This is a genomic window from Bdellovibrio sp. SKB1291214, assembly GCF_002209355.2.
In the GTDB taxonomy this organism is placed as follows: Bacteria; Bdellovibrionota; Bdellovibrionia; order Bdellovibrionales; family Bdellovibrionaceae; genus Bdellovibrio.
Map to the genome: position 1 here is coordinate 1975055 of NZ_CP106855.1, position 15436 is coordinate 1990490.

The window sequence follows — 15436 nt, forward strand, 5'->3', positions numbered from 1 at the left end:
AAATTCCATCGAAGTTTAAGTGAAACACTGGATGGTTTGCTGTTGAAGGCGAGTGACTAAGAAACAAAATCTCGCTTAAAGGCCCAGGTGTTCCCCGTACCCAAGTTCTGCCCAGTAATCAGCGGGCGGTGAATGACCGAAGTCGATGCTGCCTAATTGTTTGATGTTTTTAACCCCATATTTGACAGGTGTGATAAGACGCAAAGGATATCCGTTTTCAAGCAGCAGTGTACGCCCATTCATTTCATAGCAAAGGAGGGTCTGCGAATGCATCAGACTTCGCATATCCATCGACACGTAATACCCCCCATTTATGGTTGCAAGTAAAGCAAAGGCATATTTGGAGATTTCATCTTTTTCAGAAAGGTGCTTGGCAAAATCTGAAAACTTCACTCCACGGGCTGTGACATTTTCACTCCAGCCTTCGATGCATTTAAATTCAAAGCTTTCAGTGACTGCAGGCAGGGCTTTAATTTCATCTAAACTCATGAATAAGGGAGATGCCAGTCCTGGAGAATTGATTTGCAATTTCCAGTCCGCGGGTACTGAGGCATTCATGCCGACATAACCATTCACTCGCACTCGTCCTGTAGCGGGTGGAGTTTCAGGGGCCCTGGCATTATTGCGAAATACAGAATTCCAAAACTGATCTGTCAATCGATTGACAGATCGAAGTGGCCAGGGCAGTTCCATGTCCACCTCGCTGGCATCGATCGCCCGGATGCCTGCAAAACCTGCAGCAGACAGGACTGCCCATGTTAACAGTTTGCGGCGATTCATCTTTTTGAATTCGCGTTCATCAATTTGACGGCGAGGAAGATTATCACTCATTCGTCATCCTTTCTGTTCACTTGCTCCCAGCCAGTGACCATGGCTCGAAAATTATTCCATCCCGCGCGTATGACTTGAACGACATGAACGATAAAAAACAGGACAAAGATCACCGCAATTACAAAATGAATAAGGCGGGCCCATTGATATCCGCCAAGGATGAAGGTCAGCTCTTTCAGTTGGATGGGTTTATAGATCGCAAAACCACTGAGTACGGCAACTGCTGCCAAAGTAATCACCAAATGGTAAGCAATTCGTTGGGGCTGGTGGTATGTCCTGTACCGCCAATGCCCCGAATAAATGGAATAGGAAACATAGAGAACACCGTTAATTACGAACAGAATTCCAAAGGCGAAATGCCAGCTCATCCCGCGCGCCAGTTGATAACCCATTCCCAGCCGGTCCAGCCAACTTCCAGGAATAAAATAAGCCGGGTACGCCCAGTAAATTAAAAATCCCGACCACACCATAATTGCAATAACCGGAAAATTCACCCAATGGTTCCATCTTGTTATGAGGAGATGTTTTTTTTGAATCTCGGTTTTCATTTAAACAACGTATTCAAATCTTCGTCACTTTGGCAAATTACGAATCGGTCTAGTTGTTTCATATTAAGACAAGTCCGACTGGCTCCAAGACAGTCCTTGCAGATATTATTTTTTAAAAGTACTCAAACTGGGCCACTGAAAATCGGGTAAAAATCCGATAAGGTATTATGCGCAAATTAGTTCTCGCTTCATTCTTATTTCTATCTGCCTGTGCTTCTAAATCTCGCTTGCCGTCTGCAACAACTGAGGCCGTGCAAACTCCGCCTCCAGCGGGTGCACTGACTTTGGATCAAGCCTTAGCACAAGGTGAGGATGCTACTGTTGAATATCTGAAATCTCAGGTAAAGGCTGATGCCTATGCAAGTCTGAGTTCAAGAGACCCTGCTGCTGATATGGCGCAGTCTGTAAGAGCAGAGCGCACTAAAAACGACAACCCTGACAAAAAGCAACAATCTGCTTTCCTAAGAAAGTTCCGTGGCTGGAGTACTAAAAAACGTGTTGGTCATGGTGAAGAGCTTGTTGCGGATTTTAATTGCGATAAAGCCCTTGAAAGCCAGGCCTTGGGTTATTCTTTGGAATTGGATTTTCCAGAGCAAGAAGCCCGTGATGTTTCCAGACAGCTTCATGAAAAGGTTTTGAACTGCGATAACATTTCTAAGAATGAAAGCGTTTTCCGGTTGGCGGTATTCGCCATTCAACAAAATGAGTGTCCTCGTGCCGTAGAATATCTTGATAAATACCCAGCTCCACCAGAGCGCGGGATGCGTGATCGTCAAGCATATCTAAAAAGTTTTTGTTCTGTGACCGCTGAAAATGTGCAATCAAACCCTCTAGGTGGTTATGGCATTTTAGTCAGCACATTCCAGTCTCCAGCGACGCCATCCAACTGGTATTTGGGCACGGCAAGTGGTGATCCTGAATGGGACCGTTTGTTGGCGTCAATGATCAAAGCAACTGAGGAAGGTCATCCCGAGACTGTTCAGTACTTGGCTGGAAAAATGAATTTAGAAAAGTTCCGTACTTTGCCTCAATCCTTCCAAACGTCCATGTTGGTTTTGATGAGCGCGAATGGTGCTGATCTATCAGTGTTCCAAGCTCTTCACAAGTATTTGGCAGATCATCCGGATTCTTTAACGGCATCTGTTGCGAACCTTCTTTTCCCGATTCGCTATTGGAAAGAAATCGTGGAAAATAGTAAGAGTGCAGACCCTATTCTTGTAAAAGCTTTGATTCGTCAAGAGAGCGCATTTAATAAAGCAGCTCGCAGCCGTGCAAGGGCCTCCGGTTTGATGCAATTGATTTATCCAACAGCAAAGCATTTTGGCGTTAAGAAACCTGCTCAATTATTAAGTCCTGAAGTGAACATTCACGCAGGCTCGGAGTTCTTGGCCCAGTTGATTCAAGATTTCGGCTCTGTGGAGTTGGCTCTGGCTGCTTACAACGCAGGTCCTGCAATGGTTCGTCAATGGCAGAAACGTTATCCTACAGAGAATATCGATTTGTTTGTCGAGATGATTCCTTATACAGAAACACGCGAATACGTTAGACTTGTTAAACGTAACTATAAGATCTATCAGTCTATCCTCGTTAAGCCTCAAATTCTTGGTTCTAATTCCCACTAATATAGAGTGTTACAGTTTGTCCTATTATCGAAGCAGGTCCTCGTACCTGCTTCGCTTGCGTTTGGGATATATCCCATACTCAGCGACACGGCATCCTATCTCACCGTAGTCAGCTTGGCCGGGTTCGCGCATCTAACGCCGACAAAGATCGCTGCGTAGGCAAAGCCCCCAAACACAACCTAATCAGAAAAAAGTTTGTTTCGGTTTGAGTAAACTTGATTCTATTTTTGTGATAATCAGAATATTATTTATGTTTGGTTGGCTATGGTTTTCTTTTTTCTCTATCATATACACACGGACATGTTTTGACGGTTTGTATCGCCACTGCAAAAGTTTTCATGGTGTTCATGGATTTTGGGATGAACATGATTTATTTGTGAGTAAATTCGCAAGTAAGAAAGTTCAAATTTCTCTGATCTAAATCAATTTAAATTGTTGGGACCGTTGTGAGTCGCCAACATTATAATACCGATATCTTAGAACAAAAGTTAAACGCTCGCTTTTTTTTGCCGAATAGAAGGCATCACTAATTATAAGGAGACCAAATGTCCACCGCCCGTATTCTTGATGCTTCAAATTCGCAACTTGATGAATTGGGTCAACTCAAAGAAGAGGTTAAAGCTCTTCACCGAGTGCAAGCTGTGATTGAATTCAATCTGGATGGCTCCATCCTGACGGCAAATGAAAATTTTCTGAAAACAGTTGGTTACTCTTTGGATGAAGTTCAAGGTAAGCATCATTCGATGTTCTGTGATCCTGAATATGCGCGCGGAATTGAGTACAGAAATTTGTGGCAGACGCTTGCTAAAGGCGAATATGTTGAAGGAGAGTTTAAACGCTTTTCGAAAGATGGTAAGGAACTGTGGATTCATGGTTCCTACAATCCAGTTTTCAATGTCGAAGGAAAAGCCTATAAGGTTATTAAATTTGCAGTGGATATCACAGTTCATAAAATTCGCCACGCAGATTACGAAAGTCGTTTGAATGCAATTGATCGCGTTCAGGCCGTGATCCAATTTAATCTTGATGGAACGATCTTAAAGGCGAATGAAAACTTCCTTAAAACGATCGGTTACTCTTTAAGTGAAATCGAAGGTAAGCATCACAGCATGTTCTGCGATGCCGCGTTCACGACATCTCCTGAGTATAAAGAATTCTGGGCAAAGCTTTCTAAAGGCGAATTTTTCGCGGGTGATTTTAGACGTGTTGGTAAAGGTGGCAAAGAGATTTGGATCAACGCCTCCTACAACCCGATCTTTGATGCTAGTGGCAAGGTTTATAAAGTCGTGAAGTTTGCAACGGATATTACCGCAGCTCGCATGAAAAGTGCCGAGGACGAAGGTAAGATTGCAGCCATCAGCAAGGCTCAGGCTGTTATCGAATTCAATTTAGATGGTACAATCCTAACGGCAAATGAAAACTTCCTTAAAACTTTGGGTTACAGCTTGTCTGAGATCCAAGGTAAACATCACCGTATGTTCTGCGATAGTGATTACACTCGCACAACAGAGTACGACCAGTTCTGGTCAAAATTGAACCGTGGCGAATTCGATTCGGGTCGCTATATGCGCAAAGGTGCTGGTGGTCGTACAGTGTGGATTCAAGCGACTTATAATCCGATTATGGATGCCAGTGGCAAACCCTACAAAGTGGTTAAGTTTGCATCCGATATCACAGAGCAGTACATGCTAGAACAATCTATCAAGGTCAAAGCCGAAGAAGACCAAAAGAAAGTCGATCAGCTTTTGACCGTGGTTAGCCGCGCCGCTGCTGGTGATTTGACAACTGAAATTTCTGTTGAGGGAACGGATGCTTTAGGGCAGTTGGCTGAAGGCATCTCTGCGATGATGCGCGACCTGCGTGGTGTGATCAGCAAAGTCGTAAATTCTGCAAATACATTTGGAACTTCATCGAAATCGATTGCCGATCAATCTAATAGCGTTGCCGGCGGTGCCCACAGCTTGGGTGCAACTGTTGAGGAAATGAATGCTTCTATCGAAGAATTCACAGCATCTATCAACTCGATCGCTGATAATACGAAAAAAGCCAACGAGCTTGCAAAAGTCACTCACACGGAAGCAGAAACGGGCAGTCAGTCGATCAAAAAGTCCATCGAAGCTATGGAGTTGATCAATAAGTCGTCTGAAGATATCAGCGAGATCATTAAAGTGATCAGCGAAATCGCAAGTCAAACGAACTTACTGGCGTTCAATGCCGCAATCGAAGCAGCACGTGCTGGTGAGCACGGTCTTGGATTCTCGGTTGTTGCCGATGAAGTTCGTAAGCTTGCAGAACGATCATCTCAAGCGACGAAGGAAATTTCTAAACTTATTAATGAATCTGTCAAACGTGTAGAGCAGGGCAGTACGATTTCTAAACAAGCCGGCGAGGCCTTTAATAAGATCCTTTCTGGTATCGAGAAAACGACTCAATCAATTGCTGAAGTGAATGTGGCTGCTGAAGAACAATCTGAAGCCTCCAAAGGTATCAGCACTGCGATTCAATACATTGCTAATGAAGCGATGAAATCGGCTCAGTCCTCAGAAAACATTGCCACAGAGACTAAATCTCTGGTGAATAATGCTGAAGACTTGAATAAAACGGTTGCGAGATTCGTGGTTTAATATGTCGATGGAGCCGGATCGTAAACTGGATGGGGCGTCTTTACAGCGCCTTATCGCATTGGTGAAAAAGCACACGGGCATTACGATGGAGGAGCGCAAACGAGAGCTTCTATCCTCGCGTATTCGTCCACGTATGAAAGAATTAAATCTTTCAACTCCGGATATGGACTATTTGGATACTCATAAACATGAGATTCAAAAGTTCGTGAACGTCATTACGACGAATGAAACTATTTTCTTTCGTACTCCCATCATTTGGGAGTATTTTAGCCAGGAATTTTTAAAGTCGTGGCAGAAAAAAAATACTGACCAAACATTGCGAATTTGGTCTTCGGCCTCTTCAACGGGCGAGGAATCTGCAAGTATCGGCATGATGTGTGAGGAATTCAAACGTGCTTGTCCGACATTTAAGTATCGTATTTACGCTTCTGACATCGATACGGATGTTTTAGAAGGTGCGCGCAAGGGCATGTATAAAGAGCGCAGTATTAATGATATCCGCGCGCGAATGCCAGAACTCTATACTCGTTACTTTAAAAATCACAACACAGCTGAACCCCAATTATGTGATGCGATTTTAAGTAATATGGAATTTTTTGTACATAATCTCCACTCTCGTGGGGCGCATTTAACATTCTTTGATATCGTGTTTTGTCGTAATGTTCTGATTTATTTTAATGACCAAGATCAGGAGCTTGTACTGCGTAATATGTACGCAAGTTTGAAACCCGATGGGGTTCTGATCATCGGTGAATCTGAATCATTGGCCCGATTAAAAACGTCTTTTGAATACACCAAGCCCCTGATTTACAAGAGAGCTGCTTAATGAGTGCTGCGAGTGGAAAGAAAGTTTTAAATAAGTTACAGATGTTTGCTTCCTTTAAATTAGGGGATTCTGAAATTGCAATTTCAGTTTCGACTCTTCAGGAAGTGGTCAATGTACCGGATAAAATCAGTTCTATTCCATTGGCACCCAATTATCTTATGGGTATTTTCAATTTGCGGGGTATGGTGATCCCTGTTGTTGATGTAGGAATTCTGCTAAACATCCCCCGCAGTGGCGCAGCGGCGGGCAAGATTGCAGTCGTGATCACAGAGGGTGTGCGCATAGGACTTTATTTTGATGCAACCTCAGAAATCTTAAACGTACCTCATGATTTCGTTTGTCAGTTTAATGACAATCCCGAAGGTGTGAAGTCGGTTATCAAATCCGTGCTAAAACTGGATAATGGCAATCGTTTGGTCGAGGTGATTGAGCCGGCGTCTTTGCTTAAAATCGAAAACCTTTCAAGCCTTCTGACAAGCTCACAAGACACTCAAGAAGAAGCTAAAAAAAAGAAATTCACGCGTCGCCAGTGCATTACTTTTCATTCAGGAGCTCGTGAATTCGGTCTTAATCTTTCGGCCATTCGAGAAATCATTCGTGTGCCCGAGATCAAACGAAGCTCTTTGCAAGTCAGTAACTGCCTAGGGGTAGTGAGCTTGCGGGGAGTGGTCATTCCGGTTTTGGATTTTAAAAAATTCCTGCAAGTTGGCGAGGACCAGGTCACTGACCCCGAAGACCGCCGTATTATCATTATGAAAGTCCAAGAATTCTATGTGGGCTTCTTAGTTGATTCGGTTGATAGCATTCGCACGTACTTCGAAGAGGACTTGCTGCCGATTCCTATGTTTAAACAAGAAAAGGCCAACATGATGCGTGGAATGCTTTCCACGTCCGCAACGAACAACGTTTTGTTATTAGCCGAAGATCAGCTTTTGACCGAAGACGAAGTGAACGAGTTCACGCGCGGTCACAGTGCACTATATGCGAAAGGCGAAAAGACGTTAGAAAAAGACTCTGGTGGCGAACGCCATCCTTATATTTCCTTTAAGCTTGAGTACATGCTTTCAACAAGACTGTCATCTGTGCACGAAATCGCTAACATCACCGAGGACATGGTTAAGCCTCCAGGTTATCCAGATTTTGTGGTGGGAGTGCAACACATGCGCGGCGAAGTTGTGACTCTGGTAGATTTACGCATGTACTATGGTATGAAAGTGACCGGGGACTATTCTAACTCACGAATCCTGATTGTGAAGGGAGCCCAAGGTAAGATTGGTTTGTTGGTGGACTCGGTTGAATCGATTGATACTGTGGATGAGTCAAAAAAGATTCAGATCCCAAGTCTCTTCGCTCGCGATGCCATTACCGCATTACGCGGCGATATCGGGCAGATCATCGAGATGCCTGACCTGACCGGCAAGAAGAAAATCTTCATGGTTTTGGACATGCCGGAGGTTCTTAAAAAACTTCTTAATCCCAACGGAACTGCGGCTTGATAACTCGAAAACAGCTCCCTTTTCCCTCTGAAAATAAGCTTTTTTATGACAAAACTTTTGGGACCTAATAGCAATTTACTAATGGGTCCATCGTAAATAATTGGCGAAGCTTAGTTGCCTTAGTAAATGACATTTGTTAAACCAAGGGCATTCCAGATGGAGTGTTCCTATGTCTTCAGTAGCGACGCCGCAATCGGCTCAAACGTATCGTTCTCTTTCCAGTAAACTTGTTCCTGCGATTGTTAAAGAAAAAATCCAGCAGAGTCCTTTAGGCAAAATAAATCTGACTCCCAAGCAGCAAAAAATGGCGAAATGGGGCGGGATTGCAGCTCTGATTCTTATCTCTATTGCTAGCTACAATATCTTTTTCTTTGAGAGCACCGATGATGCTTTCGTGAAAGCTCACTTGCACACCGTAAGCCCTCGAATCATCGGAACCGTGGTTGAGGTTTTAGTGCAAGACAATCAGCATGTGAAAAAAGGCGACGTGTTGGTGCGCCTTGATAAACGTGATTACGAAGTTCAAGTGAAAGCAGCGCAGGCCCGCTACGGAAAATCTCATCGTGACTTGGGCCGCTTTACAGGCTTTGAGCATTTGGGCCCTTCAGAGCGTCCTGTTTTTGACCAATACCAAGCAGATGCGTTGGTTTCAGAGGCTGAACTTCAAAAAGCTCAACTACAACTTGAATACACGACAATTGTTGCACCGGAAGATGGCAAGGTCGGAAAAAGAAATGTCGAGACAGGTGAGTTGGTGCAGCCGGGACAACCCTTACTTGCGTTGGTAGAAGAGGAACCATGGATTGAAGCGAACTTTAAAGAAAACCAAGTTCGTCATTTTAAGCCGGGCCAAAAAGTTGAAATCAAAGTCGATGCGATTACCGGCAAGTCTTTCGAAGGTCACTTAGAAAGTATCGCTCCGGGTTCAGGTTCTACGTTTTCCTTACTTCCCCCTGATAATGCGACTGGTAACTTTACTAAAATCGTCCAACGTATTCCTGTGAAAATTGTATTTAATAAAGAAGATTTGAAAGGCTACGAAGATAAGCTGATTTCCGGCATGTCCACAGAAGTCTCCGTTAGAATTCACTAATGTCTGCCGACGTCGCTCATGGTTCAAGCGCTGAACCCAAGATGACATTCAAAGCCTGGCTTGCCGTATTCGGTGCGGTGCTGGGCGCTTTCATGGCGATCCTCGATATTCAAATCACCAATGCCTCGATCCGCGATATCACTGGTGGGTTGGGCGCAACTTTAGAGGAAGGCTCTTGGATTTCGACTTCTTACTTAGTTGCCGAAATCGTAATCATCCCGATCAGTGGTTGGTTGACTCGAGTGTTCTCGCTGCGCACATATCTTACGTGGACGTCTGTGCTGTTTTTGATTTTTTCAGTGGCCTGCGGTCTTGCGTGGAATTTAGAATCCATGATCGTTTTCCGTGCACTTCAAGGTGCAACGGGCGGTGCCCTGATTCCCCTGGCGTTTCAAGTTATTTTAAGAATGCCTCCATCCAAACGTAACATCGGTATGGCGATGTTCGCGATCACGGCGACTTTTGCTCCAGCGATCGGTCCGACAGTGGGAGGGTATCTCACGCAAATGTTCCATTGGTCCGTCGTGTTTTACATGAATTTGATCCCTGGGATCTTTTTGATGATTGCCATTTACTTTGGTATCGACAAAGCTCCCAAGCAATTGGAACTTTTAAAACAAGTAGATCGTTGGGGTATCCTGACGATGGCCATTGGTTTGTCTTCCCTGACGATTTTTTTGGAAGAGGGCGAGCGTAAAGACTGGTTTAATTCCACCACGATTATCTGGTTAGGTATTTTCGCTGTCGTTTTCTTAGTGGCGTTTTTGATAATCGAGCTTAGGATTAAAAATCCATTTATTAATTTGCGCCTCTTGCTGCAAAAAAACTTTGGGTTTGGTTGTCTGGTTAATTTTGTAGTGGGTCTTGCCATGTATGGGGCTCTTTACCTCTTGCCTTTGTATCTGGCGACAATTCAAGGTTACAACTCGGTGGATATCGGGCGCACGATGATGTGGGCGGGGATTCCACAGCTTTTGATTTTACCATTCGTCCCTAAAATCTTGGCCCGCGTTGATGCCAGATGGTTGGCTTTTATCGGTATTAATATTTTCGGCATCAGCTGCTTGATGAACAGCCATATGACGGCCGACGTGGGATATGATCAATTAATGTGGTCACAGATCGTGCGCGCCATGGGGCAACCATTATTGATGATTCCACTTTCGACTATTACTACCGGTCTGGTGGCGGCTCAAGATGTGGGATCTGCTTCGGGACTTTTCAATATGCTTCGCAACCTGGGCGGCTCTGTGGGAATTGCGCTATTGGGTACGATGATGAGTCATCGCGAAAAATTTCACTCTGCGATGCTTACTGAAGGCGTCAGCCTTTTTCATAAAAACACGCAACAACGTATTTCCGATCTCGAGCATTTATTCATGAGTGGCGGAGCCGATGTCGTGACTGCTCATCAAAAAGCAATTGCGTATCTTGATATGTTAGTTCGCAAACAAGCCAACCTGCTTAGCTTCAATGACTGCTTTAAGACAGTTGCAATAGCTTTGATCGCAAGCTCAGTTTTGATTCTTCTTTGCGATAAAGTGAAGGGCGGCGGTGGCGGTGAAGCTCACTAAGGCCTTTTAACAATGAGCTTTAGATTTTTAACAACGTTACTGGTTCTAAATTAGGCATCCTGAAACGTCGAAAGTATCCTAGGCATAAATTCATAATTTATCGCTTTGGGAGCAATGTCATGAGTCGCGTATCGTGCGTTTTGTTAACGTCTAAAAATTCATCTCGTTTAAGTGTGCTTCAAACCGCACTAGAGGTTCTCAATATTCCCTTTGAGGAAATGATCACAGTCGTGGGGAACCATAACGAATCCCTCGCTTATGATCTGCGTGATTTACCCTTGAAAGTCGTCCTCAATCTGGATCTTGTGGCAGATATTCATACGCTGATCCGCACGGGGCTCTCTCCTTTAAGAAAATACTATGATGGCGTTTTTGTCTGCTTTGCAGATCATCCTGATTTAGACGTGAATGTGATGATCGAAATGATCAAACAGTTCGATCTGCATGAGGGGAAAAAGATTGTCCACTTAAAGCTTCATGAATGTGGCAAAGATCCCATCTTGGTGCCTCGGGAGTTTATTCCAGAAATTCTGCAGCATGAAGATGGCGATTTCGATTGCTCTTATCTGATGCAGCAATATCCGGCCCGTCTTGCGGCTTTGGAAATGCCTCGTCTGAAACCGTTGCCAGAAATTCAGGCAGCGGATGACTTCTCGATGATTATGGTAGCACAACATGGGTAATAGTTCTTTTGAAAATGACACTTTCGGTTTTGTTCCGGCAACTCGCGAAGAAATTCTGCAAGTTGAGATACCGGCGAAATATGCAGCGACGGCCCGGGTCTTAGCTGCATCTTACGGTTGGAGTTTGCATGTCAGTGAAACCCTGGAGGACGATGATATTCAGTTTGCCGATGTTCTTATTCAAATGGCTGACGAGGTTTCCAGAAAACGACATACTCGTTTGCAGAGCTTGCGCGAATCTAAAGAGATCGGCGTACCGTGGGTGGAGCAACCGTTGCTTAAAACAAAACGCTGCCTCTTGATGGGCCGAACGCCGGTGACTGAGAGTCTAGAGCGACACTTAATGCTTTTAAATTTCAGCAGTCGTATCGAAGAGGACTATGACCGTCTTGCATTTTCCTCCCATGACATTGTCATTGTCTCTGGGACCTCGCCCCGTGATCTGGATTTAGTGGCAAATGCTCTTTTTGCTCGCTGTTCTCACGTGGCAATGGTTTGTGATCAAGAGAAAGCCTTAAAGGTTATAAAACATTTAAATCGCTCTTCTGAAAAAATAGGCTATCAGCCATTGTATGTGCCTGCAGGGATGGATATTCGTGCCACTAATCCGGATGAGATCGCTTTAAGCATTGTTGTCGAATTGCTGTTCCGGGGAACTCTTTAAATCAAAACAGCACAAATCACTTAAAAGAAGAATTTATGAAAGTTCATTTTTTGTCTTTTTGTCTTTTGGCGGGGATAGCATGCGCACCGTTTGCCGTTGCATTTGCCGCTGATAGTTCTCAAGAGGTATATGATTCTCTTCATCGAACAGGGCCGAACCGACTCGAGGGCAAAGACGCTGTTGAGATTCAAGCCGAAGTGGTGAAAGTGAATAAGAAAACCCGTGAAGTGACTTTTAAAACCGAGAGTGGTGATAACGTGACGGTGAAAGCTGGCGATGAGATTCGCAATTTCAACCAGATCAAAAAGGGTGACACATTGAATGTTCGCTATATGGAATCTTTGATTTTAGAACTGAAAAGAAAAAATAAAGAACCAAACGGTATTGTTTCCAGCACTGATATTGTGCGGGCGGCTCCAGGGCAAAAACCGAGCGGAATGGTGGTGGATCATTTCTCGGCGATTGGGACTATTACTAAAGTTGATAAAGAATCCCAATCCGTCACGGTGAAAGGACCGCGTCGGACAGTGACCCTCCACGTGAAGGATCAAAGTATTTTAGACGAGCTTAAAAAGGGTGACCAGATCGAGGCAAAATACACGGAAGCTTTGGCTGTTTCATTTGAGAATATTAAACGTTAGATTTTCTTTACACAAAAGAACCGCCAGTGGATCGACTGGCGGTTTTATATATTCAAAATCACCGAGGGATTATCTGCCTAAAGTCCCTGAAGGATTTGGCGTCCCTGGAGATACTGGAACCCCACTGCCTGGAATTTGATTTGTGTTGGGCATATTATTTGAGCCCGGAGAAGAGTTTGTATTCCAGTTACTATTGCTTGGATTTGAGTCGCTGTTTTGCGAGTCACGCATGGTATTCGAAGGCGGGTTTGGCGCATTCGCAGTTCCGGTCATGGGATTTGTTGACATAGAACTGGGTGGCACAGTGTTCGGAGATACAGTGTTGGGCGATCCTGTGTTTGGTGTGGCTGTATTGGGATTAGCCATTTGCTGCTGTTGTTGAGTTCGATAGGGATCATTCGCATTGTATTGAGCCCAGGCACCGTTGGCGATCACTGACATTGCAAAAATAAGTGAAAGTGTTTTCATAATTATCTCCTTAATAACGAAGGTCCCGCCTTTGGGGCGAGACCTTTTATTTAGAAATTAGTGATTTGGATTCTGTGTCGTACCTGTTCCCGCGCTAGTGCTGGAGCTGGTGCTTTGACTAGCGCTTCCGCGCTTTCCCGCAGAACCGCCTTTCGCAGACGCACTTTGCTCAGAAGAATCCGATTCTTTATCTGTTTGAGAAGACCAATCATGAGTTGATTCTCTTTGAACGCGGATATTGTTTGTGACGTCTTTTACCGAAGAAACACGTTCCGCCAAATCTTCAGCCATGTGTTTCATACGACGTTCACTTACTGAACCGGATAAAGTGACTTCACCATTTTTTACTTCGACTTCGATGTCATTAGCATCGATTTCGGAATGGCGAGTGAGCATATCACAAACGTCTTCTTTAATACGGTCGTCAGAGCGAGTGTAAGATTTAGGACCGCGACCCTCAAAGGACGTACCACGTGACGATTCAGTGCGACCATAGCTGCGGGAGTTAGCACCAGAGCCATAGTTGCTTTCTTGGAAGCGGTCCCCGCGGCCTGAGTAAGATTGTGAACCACTGTAATCGCGGTCTGAATAGTTTTGGCTGCTATAATCGCCGCGCGAGCTGCCATAGCTTGGTGACGAATCGGATTCTCTGTCTTCGTTGAAGCGAGAACTTTCATAGTTGCGACCATAACCGCCACTCGAGCTACTACCACGTCCTGTGTTGCTGCTGAAATAACCGCCATTTCTTCCGTAGCGATCCTGGTCCATATGCTCCTCACGGTCGCGCATATTGAAATCACGGCTTGTGTTGCGACCGGAATCATAGTCACTTGTCGCTTGCCAGTTATTGGCATAACGATCTTCATTCATCTGACCATAGCGTTCGGAACCATAACGGTTGTCGTTTCTGTTTCCACGACCTTGCGAGCGATGTGTACCGCCTTCATAATCCCAATCACGACGCGGGCTAGAAGTTGAACCGCCTTCCATGTTATAGTCACGAGCGTTTTCGTCTTCGTTATAACTAGAAAAGTTGCTATTGCGATTGCCATCGCCGCGGCCCCATGAAGATTCATTTCGGGAAGAATAAGAACCTTGGGATGAATAGGGACGACGATTTTCATTTCTGTTGGATCTGTTTTGCATAAATACTCCTTTTAGTTGGAGTAAATACGATCCTCCTGAAGAATCAGGCTGCCAATCTAGATTCCACAAAAACAGGCATTAATCAAACCGATGTGAAGAAATCGCAAATGCTATCTGGCAGTAATGCTGCGTATCCAAGGCTGGCGTAATTTTCCTCTACCAATATCAAGACGGATTTTGCTACGTAGCTGTAATTGTTCGTAATGCTCGTTCGAAACCTGAATGTCTAATGGAAGTTCAAAATCTTTGTTAGGAACGTCAGGAGCAAGTTGCAGATGGTAAGTGATGTAGTGATTGCCGCGTCGGCGACGATGCATTTGGGTATAATGACCCTCTATGGTGGCATCGATATAGTACGGATAAGAGCGATCTAGGTTGATGTTTATATCCGAGAAAATAGCAATGCCACCCGTGGGTAAACACAAAGCCAAAACTAAAATACTTTCTACTATAATCCTGTGACCCCGAGAGGAACCTTTGAATAAAAATAAAATCAAACTCACTAAACAGATAGATAATATCCCAGTACATAGCAACGCTGTTTTGGCCATGGCATTGGCGTCCAAATAAATATCTTCATGAAGATTGATCCACTGAAGAAAACTAACCAACGTGTATCCAGCAAGACCCCAGATGAACGATTCGGTGATGACTGCTTTGATAAAAAAGGGGTCAAAGTCGCGAGGCTGATTCTTCAATTCTTCAAGGGATCTTGTGAGTGTGGCAAAAACTTTGGCACTTTCAATATCGCTGCGTGTATCTCCAGGAAAGTGCGCGCGGATAAAATTGCCATCACAACTGATGTGCTTACAGCCACTATTAAATAGCTCCATAACCCATTGACGAGTTTCACGGTCTTGTTGAATTTTCCGCATGAATGAAGTGCTATCGCAAGCGATATAGACCAAGTTATCAAAGGGTAAATCCTGTGTTTGAATTTCCTCTGCGAGTCCCCAGCTTTTGAAAAAACGGTCCCAGCGGGATTCCCTTGTCAGTTTAAACACGGTCGGGCATTTAAATTCGCGGTTCCAAGTCGTATTTAGGATGGTTCCGTTTTTGCTGCTCACCACAACGGAAAAGACTTCAATACCTTCGTGCGTAATCGTATTTTCTGTGCCCAATCGGACACGAAAACTTCTGCCACTATAGCGAATTGCAAAAGCTATTGAACTAAAAAGAATTTTTAGAATCAGCCACATCAATAAATTGTATGCTGTTTC

At 44.4% G+C, this 15436-nt stretch carries 14 protein-coding genes; 9 read left to right on the forward strand and 5 right to left on the reverse strand.

Annotated elements, in window-relative coordinates; all coding sequences use genetic code 11:
• Positions 1 to 75: 75 nt before the first annotated feature.
• Both B9G69_RS09845 and B9G69_RS09850 read right to left on the reverse strand, forming a co-directional pair.
• A complete protein-coding gene (locus tag B9G69_RS09845) occupies positions 76 to 831 on the reverse strand; it encodes a molybdopterin-dependent oxidoreductase (protein WP_088617444.1) in 756 nt (251 codons plus the stop codon).
• Positions 828 to 1379 carry a cytochrome b/b6 domain-containing protein gene (locus B9G69_RS09850; RefSeq protein WP_265437713.1) on the reverse strand — a complete coding sequence of 184 codons (552 nt, stop codon included), beginning with the start codon at positions 1377 to 1379 and terminating at the stop codon, positions 828 to 830. The genes B9G69_RS09845 and B9G69_RS09850 overlap by 4 nt, the downstream gene beginning before the upstream one ends.
• A gap of 167 nt (positions 1380 to 1546) precedes the next feature.
• Between B9G69_RS09850 and B9G69_RS09855 the strand changes: the two genes are divergently transcribed.
• The 9 genes from B9G69_RS09855 to B9G69_RS09895 all read left to right on the forward strand — a co-directional run bounded on the left by B9G69_RS09855 (position 1547) and on the right by B9G69_RS09895 (position 12602).
• Positions 1547 to 3001 (forward strand): lytic transglycosylase domain-containing protein, encoded by a 1455-nt coding sequence (locus B9G69_RS09855; protein WP_265437714.1) that lies wholly within the window; start codon positions 1547 to 1549, stop codon positions 2999 to 3001.
• Positions 3002 to 3546: 545 nt separating this feature from the next.
• Positions 3547 to 5625, forward strand: a complete 2079-nt coding sequence (locus B9G69_RS09860) for a methyl-accepting chemotaxis protein (RefSeq protein ID WP_088613960.1) — start codon at positions 3547 to 3549, stop codon at positions 5623 to 5625.
• Position 5626: 1 nt separating this feature from the next.
• Positions 5627 to 6451 carry a CheR family methyltransferase gene (locus B9G69_RS09865; RefSeq protein WP_254916705.1) on the forward strand — a complete coding sequence of 275 codons (825 nt, stop codon included), beginning with the start codon at positions 5627 to 5629 and terminating at the stop codon, positions 6449 to 6451.
• Positions 6451 to 7947 carry a chemotaxis protein CheW gene (locus B9G69_RS09870; protein ID WP_265437715.1) on the forward strand — a complete coding sequence of 499 codons (1497 nt, stop codon included), beginning with the start codon at positions 6451 to 6453 and terminating at the stop codon, positions 7945 to 7947. The genes B9G69_RS09865 and B9G69_RS09870 overlap by 1 nt, the downstream gene beginning before the upstream one ends.
• A 169-nt stretch (positions 7948 to 8116) precedes the next feature.
• On the forward strand, positions 8117 to 9040 hold the full coding sequence (locus tag B9G69_RS09875; RefSeq protein ID WP_088613961.1) for an HlyD family secretion protein: 924 nt from the start codon (positions 8117 to 8119) through the stop codon (positions 9038 to 9040).
• A complete protein-coding gene (locus B9G69_RS09880; protein WP_088613962.1) occupies positions 9040 to 10614 on the forward strand; it encodes a DHA2 family efflux MFS transporter permease subunit in 1575 nt (524 codons plus the stop codon). Before B9G69_RS09875 ends, B9G69_RS09880 begins: the two co-directional genes overlap by 1 nt.
• A 119-nt stretch (positions 10615 to 10733) precedes the next feature.
• Positions 10734 to 11297 (forward strand): NTP transferase domain-containing protein, encoded by a 564-nt coding sequence (locus B9G69_RS09885; protein ID WP_088613963.1) that lies wholly within the window; start codon positions 10734 to 10736, stop codon positions 11295 to 11297.
• Complete coding sequence (locus tag B9G69_RS09890) at positions 11290 to 11961, forward strand: XdhC family protein (RefSeq protein WP_088613964.1); 672 nt, start codon at positions 11290 to 11292, stop codon at positions 11959 to 11961. Before B9G69_RS09885 ends, B9G69_RS09890 begins: the two co-directional genes overlap by 8 nt.
• Before the next feature lie 35 nt (positions 11962 to 11996).
• A complete protein-coding gene (locus B9G69_RS09895; protein WP_088613965.1) occupies positions 11997 to 12602 on the forward strand; it encodes a hypothetical protein in 606 nt (201 codons plus the stop codon).
• 69 nt (positions 12603 to 12671) lie between these two features.
• Here the strand turns inward: B9G69_RS09895 and B9G69_RS09900 are convergent, their stop codons facing one another.
• The 3 genes from B9G69_RS09900 to B9G69_RS09910 form a co-directional block, all read right to left on the reverse strand.
• Positions 12672 to 13070, reverse strand: a complete 399-nt coding sequence (locus B9G69_RS09900; RefSeq protein ID WP_088613966.1) for a hypothetical protein — start codon at positions 13068 to 13070, stop codon at positions 12672 to 12674.
• A gap of 57 nt (positions 13071 to 13127) precedes the next feature.
• Positions 13128 to 14216 carry a BON domain-containing protein gene (locus tag B9G69_RS09905; RefSeq protein WP_088613967.1) on the reverse strand — a complete coding sequence of 363 codons (1089 nt, stop codon included), beginning with the start codon at positions 14214 to 14216 and terminating at the stop codon, positions 13128 to 13130.
• Positions 14217 to 14326: 110 nt separating this feature from the next.
• Positions 14327 to 15415, reverse strand: coding sequence for a hypothetical protein (locus B9G69_RS09910; RefSeq protein WP_088613968.1), 1089 nt, complete (start codon positions 15413 to 15415; stop codon positions 14327 to 14329).
• Positions 15416 to 15436 lie beyond the last annotated feature (21 nt).

What these genes read in the sequence shown, in the direction of transcription:
- B9G69_RS09905 (WP_088613967.1), bottom strand. Translation starts at nt 14,216, where the DNA reads ATGCAAAACAGATCCAACAGAAATGAAAATCGTCGTCCCTATTCATCC.
- B9G69_RS09855 (WP_265437714.1), top strand. Translation starts at nt 1,547, where the DNA reads ATGCGCAAATTAGTTCTCGCTTCATTCTTATTTCTATCTGCCTGTGCT.
- B9G69_RS09865 (WP_254916705.1), top strand. Translation starts at nt 5,627, where the DNA reads ATGTCGATGGAGCCGGATCGTAAACTGGATGGGGCGTCTTTACAGCGC.
- B9G69_RS09885 (WP_088613963.1), top strand. Translation starts at nt 10,734, where the DNA reads ATGAGTCGCGTATCGTGCGTTTTGTTAACGTCTAAAAATTCATCTCGT.
- B9G69_RS09910 (WP_088613968.1), bottom strand. Translation starts at nt 15,415, where the DNA reads ATGTGGCTGATTCTAAAAATTCTTTTTAGTTCAATAGCTTTTGCAATT.
- B9G69_RS09850 (WP_265437713.1), bottom strand. Translation starts at nt 1,379, where the DNA reads ATGAAAACCGAGATTCAAAAAAAACATCTCCTCATAACAAGATGGAAC.
- B9G69_RS09860 (WP_088613960.1), top strand. Translation starts at nt 3,547, where the DNA reads ATGTCCACCGCCCGTATTCTTGATGCTTCAAATTCGCAACTTGATGAA.
- B9G69_RS09845 (WP_088617444.1), bottom strand. Translation starts at nt 831, where the DNA reads ATGAGTGATAATCTTCCTCGCCGTCAAATTGATGAACGCGAATTCAAA.
- B9G69_RS09890 (WP_088613964.1), top strand. Translation starts at nt 11,290, where the DNA reads ATGGGTAATAGTTCTTTTGAAAATGACACTTTCGGTTTTGTTCCGGCA.
- B9G69_RS09900 (WP_088613966.1), bottom strand. Translation starts at nt 13,070, where the DNA reads ATGAAAACACTTTCACTTATTTTTGCAATGTCAGTGATCGCCAACGGT.
- B9G69_RS09895 (WP_088613965.1), top strand. Translation starts at nt 11,997, where the DNA reads ATGAAAGTTCATTTTTTGTCTTTTTGTCTTTTGGCGGGGATAGCATGC.
- B9G69_RS09880 (WP_088613962.1), top strand. Translation starts at nt 9,040, where the DNA reads ATGTCTGCCGACGTCGCTCATGGTTCAAGCGCTGAACCCAAGATGACA.
- B9G69_RS09870 (WP_265437715.1), top strand. Translation starts at nt 6,451, where the DNA reads ATGAGTGCTGCGAGTGGAAAGAAAGTTTTAAATAAGTTACAGATGTTT.
- B9G69_RS09875 (WP_088613961.1), top strand. Translation starts at nt 8,117, where the DNA reads ATGTCTTCAGTAGCGACGCCGCAATCGGCTCAAACGTATCGTTCTCTT.